The organism is Pseudohongiella spirulinae, from assembly GCF_001444425.1.
GTDB classification, from domain to species: domain Bacteria; phylum Pseudomonadota; class Gammaproteobacteria; order Pseudomonadales; family Pseudohongiellaceae; genus Pseudohongiella; species Pseudohongiella spirulinae.
On the sequence record NZ_CP013189.1, the window covers coordinates 1359868 to 1373357 of the forward strand.

Here is a 13490-nt window from a genome sequence, read left to right on the forward strand (position 1 = left end):
CATGAGATACATCAGTACACGGGGTAAATCGCCTGTCTGTAATTTCGAACAGGTTTTATTGACTGGTCTCGCACCGGACGGTGGCTTGTATGTGCCGGAAACACTGCCAGTGTTCAGTCAGGAAGAAATTGCTTCCTGGGGTGGGCTGAGTTACCCGAAATTAGCGTTCAAAATTATTCAGCCATTCATTGATGGTGAAATCCCGGATGATGTGCTGGAGCGTATCATTGACGAGAGCTACGAAGGTTTTACACATCCCGCCGTAGCGCCTTTGCGGATGCTCGACAGCAATGAATGGGTGCTGGAACTGTATTGCGGACCGACTCTGGCTTTCAAGGATTTTGCTCTGCAATTATTGGGGCGCCTGCTAGACTACGTGCTGATGCGCGATAATAAAAAAGTGGCAGTACTGGGCGCGACATCCGGTGACACCGGCTCTGCGGCGCTGGAAGGGTGTCGTCATTGCCCGAATATCGACCTGTTTATCCTGCATCCCTATCAGCGGGTCTCGGAAGTTCAACGTCGCCAGATGACTACTATCCCTGGTGACAATGTGCACAACATCGCTTTACGCGGTAACTTTGATGATTGCCAGCGAATTGTGAAGGCCGCTTTTGGCAATCAGCAATTTTTGCCGGAAAATAGACAACTGGTGGCTGTGAATTCAATTAACTGGGCCAGAATCATGGCGCAGATCGTCTATTATTTTTCAGCATCTTTGCAGCTTGGTGGACCACAGCGTCCGGTATCTTTTTCGGTGCCTACCGGTAATTTCGGCGATATTTATGCGGGTTACCTGGCGCGTCAGATGGGCTTGCCCATTGATCAGTTGGTGATTGCAACCAATCGAAATGACATCCTGCACAGACTGATCAGCGATAATGAATACTCGCTGGGTGAGCTGGAGCATACGCTTTCTCCCAGTATGGATATTATGGTGTCGAGTAACTTCGAGCGATATCTGTTTGATCTGTTTGATCGCGATGCGGACAAGGTCGCACAGTTTGTGACCGGGCTGGGCAAGAGCCCACAGAAACTGGATGAGGGGCAATGGACACGTGCCCGTGAATTGTTTTCCAGTCTGAGCGTTGATGATCAGACGACCTGTGATGTTATCGCTGACATTTATAGGACCACCGGTTTTCTGATCGATCCGCACACCGCAATAGGTGTAAAGGCCGCCCGTGAATGTCGCCGGCAGCGCTCGGTGCCGATGATTACGCTGGCAACGGCTCATCCGGTTAAATTTGCCGACGCAGTAGAAAAGGCAGGATTGGACAGTCCGGCCTTGCCACCGCATCTTGCGGATCTGCTGGAGCGCGAAGAACGTTATGCCGTTCTGGATAATGACATTGTGGCTGTCACGGAGTTTATGCAGCAGCATTTATGCTGATTGAGCGACGTCCAACCAGGATTTCCGACGCGCTGCAGGCGAGCTTGCCGCCCTTGCTGGCTCGCCTTTACGGTGCCAGGAATATCACTGATCCGACGGAGCTGGAGCTGAGTGCTGGGCGTTTACTGCCGCCCGGTGATCTATTGGGGCTATCGCAGGCCGTCGAGCTGTTATGCCAGATGCTGGAGCAGCAGGGGCGTGTGCTTGTGGTATCAGACTTTGATGTCGATGGAGCCACCAGTTGTGCCGTTGTCATTCGTGCTTTGAGCCAGATGGGTTTTCAGCATCTGGACTACATCGTACCGGATAGATTTACCTACGGTTATGGTCTCAGTCCTGAGATCGTTGACCTTGCGGTTGAGCGTCATCCTGATCTCATCATCACTGTTGATAATGGTATTTCCAGCATAGACGGTGTTGATCGTGCCCGACTTGCCGGTATTAAAGTTCTGATTACTGATCATCATCTGCCTCCCGAAGACTTGCCCGCCGCTGACGCCATTGTTAACCCGAATCAGCGTGATTGTGAGTTTGCCAGCAAGGCTCTGGCCGGGGTGGGCGTGGCGTTTTATTTGATGCTGGCATTACGTGCGCGCTTGCGTGAGACAGGTTGGTTTGAGAAAAATGGATTGGCTGAACCGCGCCTGGCCGATTTGCTTGACCTGGTAGCGCTTGGAACAGTTGCCGACGTGGTGGCTCTGGATCAGAATAATCGCATTCTGGTTCATGAAGGGCTGCGCCGAATACGCGCGGGCCATGCCTGCGCAGGCATTCTGGCACTACTGGAGTTGTCCGGGCGCAATCGTTCGAATCTGCAGGCATCCGATCTGGGATTTGCCGTCGCTCCCAGGCTAAATGCCGCTGGACGACTCGAGGACATGTCGCTGGGTATTGCCTGTCTGCTAACCGATGACCCTGATTCTGCGCGCCGCGTAGCCCGGCAACTGGATACTATCAATACGGAACGCAAACGCATAGAGGCCGATATGCGTGAGCAGGCTCTGCAGACGATGAATGACCTGCAGGCAGAAATGCTCAGCGGCCAAGCTGCGTTACCAGCCGCGCTGTGTCTGTACAACCCGGATTGGCATCAGGGTGTGGCAGGTATACTGGCTTCGCGAGTTAAGGAACAATTCCATCGACCGGTTATCATTTTTGCGAATGCGGGTGCTGATGCCGATGGTAACGGGGAATTAAAAGGGTCGGCCAGATCCATTCCCGGACTTCATATACGGGATCTGCTGGACAGCGTCGCCAGCAGGCATCCGGGGCTCATCAGCAAGTTTGGCGGCCACGCCATGGCTGCTGGACTGAGTTTGCCTGAATCTAATTTGTCGGCTTTTATAGAAGCGTTTCAGCAGGCGGCAGCCGGGCAACTTGATGACGCTGCCCTGCAGCAGAAAGTATTGAGTGATGGAGAGCTTGATATCGATGCGTTTTCGCTGCAAACGGCCGAGCTGCTGCGTCAGGCCGGGCCATGGGGGCAGGGCTTTCCAGCACCATTATTTGACGGTGAATTCTCATTGATCGATCAGAGGCTGGTTGGTGGGTTTCATCTCAAGATGATCGTCAGTCCGGATGGCGGGCAGACTATGCTTGATGCAATTGCATTTAATATCGACTCCAATGTGTGGCCCGACCCATCAAAGCGCAAGGTAACGCTGGTTTATCGGCTGGATGTGAATGAGTTTCGTGGTCAGCAGCAGCTTCAACTACTGGTCGAACACCTTCTTTGATCGAAAGTTGTTACTTTTTATCACAATAAGCGCTGACAAAGCTGGATATGAAGCGCTACAATCGGGCAGATATTCATCTGAAAAAAACAATAAATTAATCAGGTATACAACAAAGAGTTACGGATTATTGTGGAGAGTCCTGATGCCTAAGAGTCTGGTTCTGATTGCCTCAAGCCTGTTTCTGGTTCTGCTGTCGCTGACAGCCAGGGCAGAGGTTTATTATGGCGATGAGATTGAGGTCGAGCTGATTGCCGAGACCACCAATGCCGTGCCCGGTGAAACACTCTGGACCGCGATTCGGCTGACTCCGACTGAAGGCTGGCATACCTATTCTAAATGGCCCGGTGACAGTGGCGATGCCACCATGATCCATGAATGGCGTCTGCCACAAGGCGCAACAGCAGGCGAGATTCAATGGCCTGTTCCCACCTGGCTGCCGTTCCCGGGTACCGATCTGGTGACTTTCTCGTACAAAGAGGAAGTTTTGTTGATGGTGCCAATTGAGGTTCCGGCGGATTTCCGTGGCGACACCTTTGATATGACGGCACATGTTGAATGGCAGGTGTGCGACCTGATTTGTCTGATTGAGGATGCGGAAATCAGTCTCTCAGTGCCGGCTACTGGTGGGACGCTGGAGCCCAATCCTCAATGGGCCGATGCCTTCGCAGCGACGCGGGATACCTGGCCGACGGACGATCACACACTTGACGGACTGTTTGCCATCGCCGGTGATCGCATCAGCTTTTCAGTTTCCTCCAATGACCGCGAATTTGCTGATGTGGAACAGGCCTGGTTTTTCCCTGAACGGCGTCGGGTTCTCTCGCCAGGCCCACTGCGCGATGTCACTCTCTACCCCGGATTGATTCAGATCACCCATGGTCAGGCTCGTCGTCAGTTGACAGATCTGACTGAAATTGCCGGCTTGCTGGCCGTTGAACGTCGCAATGGTGAATTCGACGGTTTTGTCATTAACGCCACAGCAGCAACACCGGAAGGGCTGGCCGCACTGGCAACTGTTGCCGCTGAGCAAAGCAGCAGCAATACCGGCAGTGGCGCCAGCGATGCGCCCGGCCTGCTGATGATCATGGTATTTGCGCTGGCCGGCGGTTTGATCCTGAACCTGATGCCGTGTGTGTTTCCCGTCTTGTCTTTGAAAGTGCTTAACCTGACATCCAAAAGTGGCTCGTCGGTCGCGCAATATCGCATTCATGGCATCGCGTACACGTTGGGTATTGTTTTGTCGTTTATGCTGTTGGCCTCAATCCTGCTGGCCCTGCGGGCGGGTGGTGAGGCAGTCGGCTGGGCATTTCAGCTGCAGTCTCCCTGGTTTGTGGCGGCCTTGGTATTCCTGTTTTTTGTGATTGGCTTGAGTCTGTCAGGTATTTACGAATTCGGAACCTCATTTATGGGGGTTGGCAGCAATCTGACAACCGGTAATGGTTACCGGGCTTCATTCTTTACGGGAGTGCTGGCGACGGTGGTTGCCAGCCCCTGTACAGCGCCTTTCATGGGTGCGGCTCTTGGTTTTGCCCTGTCGCAGTCGTGGGCGGTGGCCATGATTGTGTTTGCCTTCCTGGGACTTGGTATGGCTCTGCCGTTCCTGATTCTGTCATTCAGTCCGGCTCTGATGCGCCATATGCCGAAGCCAGGCCCATGGATGGAGACATTCAAGGAGTTTATGGCCTTCCCGATGTACGCGGCCGCTCTCTGGTTGCTGTGGGTGCTGGGTACGCAGGTCGGCGTTAACGGCATGGTAGCGGTTGCTTCCGGTGCGCTGGCGATGGCACTGGCGCTGTGGTTGTTGCAGAAAAGTAACGGACGCAGTGTCGCCCTGCAATGGGCCGGTCGTCTTACCAGCCTGGCATTGATTATCGCTGCACTCTCAGTGCTTCGTACCCCGTTGCTGTTGCCTTCGGGGGGTGGTGTGGATATGACCGGCGAAGCTTACAGCGCAGAGTTTGAACCATTTTCCAGTGCCCGTGTCGAAGAATTGCGCGCCAATGGTCAGCCAGTACTGGTTAATATGACCGCTGCCTGGTGTATTACCTGCCTGGCTAACGAGCAGACAACGCTGAGTACACGGCGTGTACAGCAGGCCATGGTGGATTATGGGATCACCTATATGAAGGGCGACTGGACCAATCAGGATCCTGAGATCACTCGCGTGCTGGATGCTTTTAACCGGCCCAGCGTTCCTTTGTATATCTTGTATCCCGGCAATACCAGCGATGAGCCGATCATATTGCCGCAACTGCTGACACCAGGCATTGTTATTGATGCGCTGGCCAGCCTCTGAGTCAACCGGCCAAAAAGGAGAGTGAGCCCTTGAATATCAGGTCAAACACTCCGCTGGTTAATTTTGCTGCGACAGCTGCATTAGTGGCACTCAGTGTCTATTTGCTGGTGGTAGGGCAGCAACTTTTCTTACCACTGGTTATCGCCATCGTTTTCTGGTTTTTGATCAATGTGCTGGCCAGTCTGATTGTCCGCCTCAGGCTGGGTTCGGTGACTATCCCGCGACCTCTTTGTTTTCTGGCCGCTGTTCTGGTGCTATTCGCAGTTGTTGGCATCATCGTGCAGTTTGTCAGTGGCAGCCTGAATGACCTGGGCAGTGTGGCTCGCGTTTACGAGGCTAATCTGCGCAGTTTCTGGCAGTCGCTACCGTTTACTGCGGAATTCCCGGCTGGCGGATTCTCCCAGGTGTTGACTGAGTGGCTGGATATTTCTGCCATGATTACGGCGCTTGCGTTGACCTTTACAGGTTTGGCGGCTGATGGGGTGCTGATCACCATTTATGTCGGATTTCTGTTGTTTGAACAGGGTAATTTCAATCAAAAATTATCGGCTCTGGTTGGCAATCCTGAACGCGAGAAGCGGGTCAGGCGGATCATTGAAAAAGTCCGAGCGGACATTCAGAAGTATATCACCATCAAGCTTTTCACCAGCGCACTCACAGGTACGCTGAGTTACCTGATTCTGCGTCTGCTGGGCGTCAATTTTCCGGAAGTATGGGGCGTATTGATATTTTTGCTGAATTTCATTCCGACAGTCGGGTCAATTATTGCGACAATATTTCCGGCATTGATCGCCCTGGCACAGTCAACCGATGGTATCTATTTATCTCTGACAGTGCTGATTCTGATCGGTGCTCTGCAGGTGACAATTGGCAACATTATTGAGCCTCGTCTGATGGGTACGTCTCTCAATCTGAGTCCGGTTGTGATCCTGTTTAATCTTGCCCTGTGGGGATATATCTGGGGCGTCGCCGGCATGTTCCTCTGCGTGCCATTTTTGATTATCACCACGATAGTATTATCGCATTTCCCGAAAACCCGGCCAGTTGCTATTCTGCTGTCAAGTAACGGGCAGGTTGACCTGCCTGAGGACTGAGACAGTTCTGCACAAATACCGGCAGAAGAGTATAATCTGCGGCCATAAATGATACTGACGGACCTGAGCGTCCGGTTGATTATGGAAGGTTTGATGAAAAGTAACGAGATTCGCCAGTCATTTCTGAACTATTTCAAGTCCAGGGGGCATGAGGTTGTGCCCAGCAGTTCACTGGTGCCGGGCAACGATCCGACGTTGTTGTTTACCAACGCGGGCATGGTGCAGTTCAAAGACCTTTTTCTTGGATCAGAGGTCCGTTCTTATCAGAGGGCGGTTAGCTCTCAGCGTTGTGTGCGAGCCGGTGGCAAGCATAACGATCTGGAAAATGTCGGTTATACCGCCCGTCATCACACCTTTTTCGAGATGCTGGGTAATTTCAGTTTCGGCGACTACTTCAAAGAGGACGCTATAAGCTATGCCTGGGAGTTTTTGACTGAGGTCCTGAGGCTGCCAAAGGACAAGCTCTGGGTTACCGTTTACCGGGATGACGATGAGGCGGCGGCTATCTGGACCGATCAGATTGGTGTGCCTGTCGATCGCGTAGTGAGGCTGGGAGAGTCATCAAACTTCTGGCAGATGGGTGATACGGGGCCATGTGGCCCTTGTTCAGAAATTTTTTACGATCACGGTCCGGAAGTTGCCGGTGGACCGCCGGGCAGCCCCGATGAAGATGGTGACCGGTATATTGAAATCTGGAACCTGGTTTTCATGCAATTTGATCGCCAGACCAGTGGGGAACTGGTTCCTTTGCCCAAACCTTCCGTAGACACGGGCATGGGACTGGAGCGCCTGGCCGCGGTCTTGCAGCACGTGCACAGCAACTACGAGATTGATCTGTTTCAGAATTTGTTGAATGCAGCTGCCACGATTACCGGTGTTAGCGATACGGCCAATACCTCGTTGCGGGTGATCGCTGACCATATCCGCTCTTGCGCATTCCTGGTGCTGGATGGCGTGACGCCTTCGAATGAAGGTCGGGGTTATGTGCTGCGTCGCATCATCCGCCGTGCCGTGCGCCACGGTTATCAGTTGGGAGTGACGGATCTGTTCTTCTATCGCCTGGTGGATGCCCTGGTCAAAGAGATGGGGGACGCCTATGCGGATCTGAAAAAGGATCAGTCGCGCGTAGAAAAAGTGTTGAAAGAAGAAGAGCAGCAGTTTGCCCGTACCCTCGAAAACGGTATGCAGATACTGGAACAGGCTATCAAACAATTAAACGGTCATGTCCTGTCAGGGGACACAGTGTTCCGCCTGTATGATACTTACGGATTTCCGGTCGATCTGACTGCTGATGTGGCACGTGAACACCATCTGACATTGGATATGGATGGTTTTGAGCGTGCCATGAATGTTCAGCGCGAACAGGCCAGAGCAGCCAGTCAGTTTAACGCGGTTGAAAAGCTTGCGATTGATGTGGCGGATGGCACGGAGTTCGTCGGATACGACACTTTGAATAAGGACGCGACCGTTCTGGCTATTTATCAGCAGGGCCAGTCTGTCAAAGATCTGATAGGCAACAGCGAGGCTGTGGTTTTGCTGGATATCAGTCCGTTCTATGGCGAGTCGGGTGGCCAGGCGGGTGATTGCGGGGTGCTGAAGGTCATGCGGGGCGGTAAGCTGACAGCCCTGTTTGAGGTGGTCGATACCCAGAAGCAGGGAGAGCACGTTCTCCATAAAGGTGTCCTGCGACAGGGCCGCCTGTCTGTTGGAGAGAACCTGACAGCCAGCGTCGAGGAGAAAAATCGACGTGCCACAATGCTGAATCACTCAGCAACTCATTTGTTGCATGCGGCCTTGCGGGAGGTCCTTGGGGAGCATGTCACCCAGAAGGGATCACTGGTCACGGCGGATCGTCTGCGCTTTGATTTCTCCCATAATACGCCGGTGACAGCGGATGAGGTGAAACGGATCGAAGCTCTGGTGAATCGGGAAATCATGCGCAATGTGGCGGTCCGCAAGGAAGTCATGAGCATGGATGAAGCGATGAATCAGGGCGCAATGGCGTTGTTTGGTGAAAAATACGGTGACCGTGTGCGAGTGGTCAGCATGGGAGAGTTTTCAACTGAACTGTGTGGTGGAACTCACGTGGAGCGTACAGGCGATATCGGCTTGTTCAAATTGGTGGCTGAGACCGGCATCGCGGCGGGTGTGCGGCGTGTCGAAGCAGTCACCGGTGCCGGCGCGCTGGCTTATGTGGAACGTGAAGAAGCCGTTCTGCGACAGATCTGCGAATCTCTGAAAACGGGTGCTGACAGCGTGGCGGAGCGGGTTAAACAGCTGGTCGGTCATGCCCGTTCACTGGAAAAAGAGCTGGGTCAGATGAAAGGCAAATTGGCCAGTGCGGCAGGCAGCGATATCGCTTCCAGGGCTATTGAAGTCAACGGCATCAAGGTACTGGCTGAGCAGGTGGAAGGTTTCGACAACAAGGCCTTGCGCGAGACTGTCGACAAGCTGAAGAACAAATTGGGATCGGCTGTCGTTGTGCTGGGCAGCGCTGAGGGGGGTAAAGTGGCCCTGGTTGTCGGTGTGACTCAGGACCTGACGGATCGCATAAAGGCGGGTGATGTCGTCAATCAGATAGCCGCCATGGTGGGTGGTAAAGGGGGCGGACGTCCTGACATGGCCATGGCCGGGGGCACCGACGTTGAATCGCTGCCTGGGGCCTTGGCGGCTGTTTCTGAAATTGTGACGAAGATCACTTGACAAAAGGTTGGTTCTGCACTTGCCAAGGTATTGGCATATTTGTTTTAATCAGCTCCCCTTGTGGTGAATAGTATTTATGGCACTGTTAGTTCAGAAGTTTGGTGGTACCTCAGTCGGTAGTGTGGAGCGTATTGAGGCCGTTGCAGATCGTATCGTTGCCAGTCAGGCCAGAGGCGATTCCATTGTGGTGGTTTTGTCGGCCATGAGCGGGGAAACTAACCGGCTGATTGGCCTGGCAGAGCAAATTCAGGCCCATCCGACACCACGTGAGCTGGATGTGCTGGTGTCAACGGGTGAGCAGGTGACCATAGCGTTGCTGGCCATGGCCCTGCACAAGCGTGGTTGTGAGGCCCGATCATTTACCGGTTCTCAGGTGCGCATCCTGACCGATAGCGTACATACCAAGGCCCGAATTCGCGAGATCGACTCGCAGCGCATTCACGACGAGCTGGATCAGGGGCGAGTAGTTGTAGTCGCTGGTTTTCAGGGCGTCGATGAGCACGGCAATATCACTACGTTGGGGCGGGGTGGTTCCGACACCTCGGCGGTCGCTCTGGCGGCTGCACTAAAAGCGGATGAGTGTCAGATCTATACAGACGTTAAAGGCGTATATACCACGGATCCTCGCGTGGTTGATGATGCCAGGCTGTTACGAACAATTACATTCGAGGAAATGCTGGAGCTTGCAAGCCTGGGGGCGAAAGTACTACAAATACGGTCAGTTGAATTTGCCGGCAAGTACAAAGTGCCGCTCAGGGTCCTGTCCAGTTTTGAGGATGATCCAGGCACACTGATTACGCTTGAGGATGACAAGGAAATGGAAGCGCCGATTATTTCCGGGATCGCATTTACACGCGACGAGGCAAAAGTGACTGTTTCCGGCGTGCCTGACGTGCCGGGAGTGGCCTACAAGGTGCTGGGGCCAGTCAGCGATGCAGGTATTGAGGTCGATGTCATCGTGCAGAACGTTTCTGCAGATGGTACAACCGACATTACCTTTACGGTGAAGCGTCAGGATAGTCAGAAGACACGTGATATTGTCACCAGAATTGCTGATTCGGTGGGCGCACGCCAGGTGTCAGTGGATGACAGGATCGCGAAGGTGTCACTGGTGGGTGTGGGAATGAAATCACACGCCGGAATCGCCAGTCAGATGTTCAGGACTCTGGTCGATGAGTCCATTAATATTCAGATTATCACCACGTCTGAGATAAAAATATCGGTAGTGATCGAAGAAAAGTACCTGGAGCTGGCTGTAAGATCCTTGCACGCTGCCTTTGGGTTAGAGGGATAAAGGAACTTCGGTTCCGAAGTGATTTGTTTGGGGCAAATGACTGTAAATGTCTCCTGAGCCGGTCTCATCCGGAGAGGAGTACTGACAGCTTAAACAATTCCGTGGATACTTTTCAGGCCGCTGAAAGGGATGTTGCATGGATATCATGAATGGGAAAGGAGATACATCATGTTGATCTTAACTCGCCGGATTGGTGAGACGCTGATGGTAGGCGATGATGTGACAGTCACCGTTCTTGGGGTGAAAGGCAACCAGGTACGGATTGGTGTCAATGCCCCCAAAGATGTGGCCGTGCACCGGGAAGAAATCTATCAGCGCATCCAGAAAGAGAAAGGCGGCGCTGGTAATGATGGCGATGCCGGTAATCAGTAACTTTATTGCAAGTCAACCCTGCCATTTCTTCAAAGTTATGCTATGATTGCGCCCGATTTTGGAGAGATGGCCGAGTGGCTGAAGGCGCGCCCCTGCTAAGGGCGTATAGGTTAATCCCTATCGAGGGTTCGAATCCCTCTCTCTCCGCCATTTATAATATTCCCGCCGTTGTTCGCGCCACTCCCCTAAAAAATATACCCAGCCTCAAACACGAGAGAGGGAGACGAACCCGATCAGAGGGTCGATTGATTGCGCAGCAATCAAAAACGAGCGCGTCAGCGCGAAGCCCGAAGGGTCAAAACAGCCCAAAGCTGTTTTGATTCATCCCTCTCTCTCCGCCATTTAAAATATTCCCGCCGTTGTTCGCGCCACTCCCCTAAAAAATATACCCAGCCTCAAACACGAGAGAGGGAGACGAACCCGATCAGAGGGTCGATTGATTGCGCAGCAATCAAAAACGAGCGCGTCAGCGCGAAGCCCGAAGGGTCAAAACAGCCCAGAGCTGTTTTGATTCATCCCTCTCTCTCCGCCATTTATAATATTCCCGCCCTCATTCGCGCCACTCCCCTCAGAAATATATCCAAACTCAAACACGAGAGAGGGAGGCGAACCCGATCAGAGGGTCGATTGATTGCGCAGCAATCAAAAACGAGCGCGTCAGCGCGAAGCCCGCAGGGGCAAAACAGCCCAGAGCTGTTTTGATTCATCCCTCTCTCAATGTCTCAATATGTTCGCCATCAGTTGTGACGCGACCCATAATATACCCCGTTTGGTTTGTCTGTAGAGTTGGCAGTACCATTCGAATGGCAGCATGCTGCTCCTATAGCTCCGATCAGCCTCGCTGAGCGTATACCTGACACAACTGTCACCAGGGAGCTCACTCATATGCCCAAAAACATCGCCATATTCGGCAGTGGCGGCGCCATTGGCAGCGCATTTGTGAGGACTTTATCCTCACAATTTCCCGAGGCGAGCATCCATGCATTTTCGCGGAATCCGCTGTCCTCGCCCGCCGACAATGTGCTCTGTCAGCAGATCGACTATCTGGACGAATCTTCACTGAAGAATGCCGCCGTGCAGGTATCACAGGCAGCGCCTCTGGATCTTGTCATTGTGGCGACAGGTATATTACATACCGCTGACATCATGCCGGAAAAGTCGCTGCGGGACATATCAGCGTACAAACTCGCAGAACTGTTTCAGGCGAATACGATTGTGCCTGCATTGATAGCCAAATACTTTATCCCGATCCTGAATAAACGGCAGCGTTCTGTTTTTGCAGTTTTGTCGGCCCGGGTTGGCAGTATTTCTGATAACAGGCTAGGCGGCTGGTATTCATACCGGGCCTCAAAGGCGGCTCTGAACATGATCATCAGGAATCTGGGCATTGAAACGCGACGCAGTAACAAAAATGCAATTGTCTGTGCCCTGCATCCGGGCACCGTAGACAGTCATTTGTCAGAACCGTTCCAGAAAAACGTGCCGGATGGCAAATTATTCACTGCCTCGTATTCAGTAGAGCAAATGCTGCAGGTTGTTGAGTCGCTGACTAGTGAACACAGCGGCAGGATCTTCGCCTGGGATGGAAAGGAAGTGGAGCCTTGATCAAAAAATCGGATCTGCCTGCCAAAAGGTGTCCGGTCTGCCAGAGACCATTCAGTTGGCGAAAGAAATGGAAAACGGCCTGGAAAGATGTGAAATATTGTTCTGAAAGGTGTCGTCGTGGCAGGGGCAGAGCGAAGGAAAATGAGCCGGATCGTCAATAATGATCCGGCTCAATTTTTTGTGGCTATTTTGATTGTTTTCATAAAAATCCCGTATTACTTGTTTTGATTATTGGTCTTGCAACGGCTTTTGGCCGATAGGCGCTTTACTGTTTACGGGTCTGAAACAATAAACGCTTTAACATTTATCAGATTACGATCTTAATTAATCGCGACCGACGAAGCTGAACTTCATTGAAGTGCGAACAGGAACCGGCTCGCCAGCTTCGGCAACAACAGGCTCAAACTTCCAGGACTCGATGGCAGCCAGTGCAGCGCGAGTGAACAGACGTGAGTTGGACTCAGCGATAGTCGGGGCAGCAACTGAACCGTCTGGCAGTACAGTGAACTCTACAACAGTGTAACCTTCGATACCTGACAGTTCTGCACGACGCGGATACTCTGGCAGAGACTGCTCAACAACGCGCAGCTCTTTGCTGCTGAATGACATTTCCGGAGTCTGTGCACTGGCACCAGTAGCCATCGCTGAGCCGACAACACCAAGGATAAGAGCGGATTTGATTTTGGCTGAAACTTTCATGTTAAGACCTCTTGAGAGAGTTAAGTGAATTGGCAATATGGAAAAAGCAAGCGTCGTGCCAATATTTAAATATCAATAAATACAATGGGATAGAGTTTTGATAACACTTTGATGACCAATCTGGTGCGCTGTATTAATGCACCATGCACCATTAAGCATCAAAGTTGACAGCATGTTGCCACTAAAGAATGACAATATAGTGTCAATGATATGAAGTGTTGATGACATTCCAATCCTGAATCCATTCATGATAATGTCAGCTTTGCCCGCAATAAAAACTCACAAAAACCATAGCTGA

Annotated in this window: 10 protein-coding genes and 1 tRNA gene; 10 read left to right on the forward strand and 1 reads right to left on the reverse strand. The window is 52.4% G+C overall.

Features of this window, described 5'->3' with window-relative positions; translation table 11 throughout:
• The first annotated feature begins 1 nt into the window (after position 1).
• The 10 genes from thrC (at position 2) to PS2015_RS15440 (ending at position 12654) form a co-directional block, all read left to right on the forward strand.
• Positions 2 to 1393: a threonine synthase gene (thrC, locus tag PS2015_RS06195; protein ID WP_058021402.1), complete on the forward strand. Its 1392-nt coding sequence runs from the start codon at positions 2 to 4 to the stop codon at positions 1391 to 1393.
• Entirely contained in the window at positions 1387 to 3129 is a 1743-nt protein-coding gene (gene recJ / locus PS2015_RS06200) for a single-stranded-DNA-specific exonuclease RecJ (protein WP_058021403.1), read from the forward strand. The genes thrC and recJ overlap by 7 nt, the downstream gene beginning before the upstream one ends.
• A 142-nt stretch (positions 3130 to 3271) precedes the next feature.
• The gene (locus PS2015_RS06205) at positions 3272 to 5425 is read left to right on the forward strand and encodes a protein-disulfide reductase DsbD family protein (RefSeq protein ID WP_058021404.1); all 2154 of its coding nucleotides are present in this window, start codon (positions 3272 to 3274) and stop codon (positions 5423 to 5425) included.
• Positions 5426 to 5454: 29 nt separating this feature from the next.
• On the forward strand, positions 5455 to 6519 hold the full coding sequence (locus tag PS2015_RS06210) for an AI-2E family transporter (protein WP_058021405.1): 1065 nt from the start codon (positions 5455 to 5457) through the stop codon (positions 6517 to 6519).
• 93 nt (positions 6520 to 6612) lie between these two features.
• Positions 6613 to 9222, forward strand: coding sequence for an alanine--tRNA ligase (gene alaS, locus PS2015_RS06215; protein WP_058023177.1), 2610 nt, complete (start codon positions 6613 to 6615; stop codon positions 9220 to 9222).
• 76 nt (positions 9223 to 9298) lie between these two features.
• Complete coding sequence (locus PS2015_RS06220) at positions 9299 to 10516, forward strand: aspartate kinase (RefSeq protein WP_058021406.1); 1218 nt, start codon at positions 9299 to 9301, stop codon at positions 10514 to 10516.
• 168 nt (positions 10517 to 10684) lie between these two features.
• Complete coding sequence (gene csrA, locus PS2015_RS06225) at positions 10685 to 10888, forward strand: carbon storage regulator CsrA (protein ID WP_058021407.1); 204 nt, start codon at positions 10685 to 10687, stop codon at positions 10886 to 10888.
• Between the two features lie 60 nt (positions 10889 to 10948).
• Positions 10949 to 11038 (forward strand) — tRNA-Ser (locus tag PS2015_RS06230).
• A gap of 735 nt (positions 11039 to 11773) precedes the next feature.
• Positions 11774 to 12493 (forward strand): SDR family NAD(P)-dependent oxidoreductase, encoded by a 720-nt coding sequence (locus PS2015_RS06235; protein ID WP_058021408.1) that lies wholly within the window; start codon positions 11774 to 11776, stop codon positions 12491 to 12493.
• Positions 12493 to 12654, forward strand: a complete 162-nt coding sequence (locus PS2015_RS15440) for a DUF2256 domain-containing protein (RefSeq protein ID WP_335338266.1) — start codon at positions 12493 to 12495, stop codon at positions 12652 to 12654. Before PS2015_RS06235 ends, PS2015_RS15440 begins: the two co-directional genes overlap by 1 nt.
• A 163-nt stretch (positions 12655 to 12817) precedes the next feature.
• Here PS2015_RS15440 and PS2015_RS06240 read toward each other — a convergent pair whose 3' ends face one another.
• Positions 12818 to 13192: an energy transducer TonB gene (locus PS2015_RS06240; protein WP_058021409.1), complete on the reverse strand. Its 375-nt coding sequence runs from the start codon at positions 13190 to 13192 to the stop codon at positions 12818 to 12820.
• Positions 13193 to 13490: the final 298 nt, after the last annotated feature.

Excerpts from the sequence above, each read along its gene's own strand:
- thrC (WP_058021402.1), top strand. The coding sequence starts at position 2 with ATGAGATACATCAGTACACGGGGTAAATCGCCTGTCTGTAATTTCGAA.
- recJ (WP_058021403.1), top strand. The coding sequence starts at position 1,387 with ATGCTGATTGAGCGACGTCCAACCAGGATTTCCGACGCGCTGCAGGCG.
- PS2015_RS06205 (WP_058021404.1), top strand. The coding sequence starts at position 3,272 with ATGCCTAAGAGTCTGGTTCTGATTGCCTCAAGCCTGTTTCTGGTTCTG.
- alaS (WP_058023177.1), top strand. The coding sequence starts at position 6,613 with ATGAAAAGTAACGAGATTCGCCAGTCATTTCTGAACTATTTCAAGTCC.
- PS2015_RS06220 (WP_058021406.1), top strand. The coding sequence starts at position 9,299 with ATGGCACTGTTAGTTCAGAAGTTTGGTGGTACCTCAGTCGGTAGTGTG.
- csrA (WP_058021407.1), top strand. The coding sequence starts at position 10,685 with ATGTTGATCTTAACTCGCCGGATTGGTGAGACGCTGATGGTAGGCGAT.
- PS2015_RS06235 (WP_058021408.1), top strand. The coding sequence starts at position 11,774 with ATGCCCAAAAACATCGCCATATTCGGCAGTGGCGGCGCCATTGGCAGC.
- PS2015_RS06240 (WP_058021409.1), bottom strand. The coding sequence starts at position 13,192 with ATGAAAGTTTCAGCCAAAATCAAATCCGCTCTTATCCTTGGTGTTGTC.